Origin of the sequence: Actinoalloteichus spitiensis RMV-1378 (assembly GCF_000239155.1) — a bacterium.
GTDB classification, from domain to species: Bacteria; Actinomycetota; Actinomycetes; order Mycobacteriales; family Pseudonocardiaceae; genus Actinoalloteichus_B; species Actinoalloteichus_B spitiensis.
Genome location: NZ_AGVX02000795.1, coordinates 1 through 1422, shown reverse-complemented (window position 1 = coordinate 1422; position 1422 = coordinate 1). Strand labels below are relative to the sequence as shown.

General features: G+C 73.9%; 2 protein-coding genes. Both read right to left on the bottom strand.

The window, feature by feature from the left end:
- Positions 1-117 precede the first annotated feature (117 nt).
- Positions 118-930 carry a choice-of-anchor P family protein gene (locus ACTIDRAF_RS0225355; protein WP_016701453.1) on the bottom strand — a complete coding sequence of 271 codons (813 nt, stop codon included), beginning with the start codon at positions 928-930 and terminating at the stop codon, positions 118-120.
- Between the two features lie 74 nt (positions 931-1004).
- On the bottom strand, positions 1005-1422 hold a 418-nt coding region (locus ACTIDRAF_RS0225350), incomplete at its 5' end, for a L,D-transpeptidase (protein ID WP_016701452.1).

The window sequence follows — 1422 nt, the reverse complement described above, 5'->3', positions numbered from 1 at the left end:
GGGCGTGACCGGACTGGTCACGCCCCACCGCCTCGGGAAGGACGCGCTTGCGGGGCCGGGGGCGGCGGACCGGCGCGGGTGGTCCGCCCGGGCGCCGCCGTGACGTGGTTCGTCAGCTCATCCGGTCACCGGGTGATGTCCGGGAACCGGAGTGGGTCGGGGTGCGTGACCGCCGCCGGGGCCGGGATCGCTCGGCCCCGCACCGCCGGGGCGCTCGCCTCCGCCCTCGGGATCGCCGGGGCCGGACGACCCGCCGTCGGGCCGCTCACCGGGGTTCTCCTCGCCCGGTGGCTCGGGGGTCTGGCCTCCTTCGCCCGGCTCCTCCGGCCCAGGGCCGGTGTTCCCGGCGTCGCCGCAGGTCGCGGAGGCGACATCGATCGTCTGGAGTCCGGCCACCCGGATGGACAGCGCGGTGACCGTCAGCGTCCCGTCCTCGTTCTCCACCTGCTTGTTGAGCAGCACCTCCGCGATCCCGGGCACCTGGACCCCGGTGTTCGGGCCGGCACCGGCCTCCAGGGCCACCCCGCCCAGGGAGGCGCCGACAACGGTCGAGCTGCCCTGGCCGTTCTCGCACTGGGCGGTGATGACGTCGGCGTTGAGGTCGGCGAGCCCGAGGTCGAGCAGGGACACCTCGCCCAACCCGACCCGCAGGTCCGTCACGCTCGCCCTGGCGTGCCCCTCACCGACGGCCGAGGTCAACGCCCCGACGCGCACCAGGTTCAGCGGGACCCCGACGTCGGCGACGGACCTCTCCTGGTAGCCGGCCGAGCTGTCGAGGTGGGGCAGGGGTTCCACGGTGAGCAGGCCGCGAGCCGACAACGCGAAGGCCGAGCTGGGGTTCTGCTCGGCCTGGGCGACCGGTACGAGGGCCAGGCTGGCGCTCACCGTGGCGGCGAGCACCCCGAGGGTGGCTGTCGTTCTGCTGGGCACGGGTTGGCGTTCCTTTCTGAGGGGTCCGATGGTGTGACCGGAGGGCGGGACGGGATCGGTGCGTGGGAGCTGGCTCACCGGACCAGGACGACCGTGCCCAGGGGCAGGGTGAGCAACAGGTCCAGGGCGTCGTCGGGCACCCGGATGCACCCGTCGCTGGTCTCGGTGCCGAACGGTGTCTCGTCGGGCCAGCCGTGGATCGCGACGGTGCCGGGCCCGCCCGCGTAGGTCTGGTGGGTGTCGGAGTGGGCGCCCAACGGCAGGGTGTAGGGGCTGAAGTCGCTGACGGTCTCCTCGATGGAGGCCATCAGGAAGGTGCGGCCGGTCGGCGTGGGGGCCTCGGCGCTGCCCACACCGACGGTCCACCGGCCGACCTCCTCGCCGCTTCGGGTGACGGTGAGGGCGAAGTCCGCGAGGTCGACGGTGACGAGGAAGTCGTTGCCCGCCTCCTCGAGCGCGTCCTCGACGTGCAGCCAGCCGGTGGATCCGTTC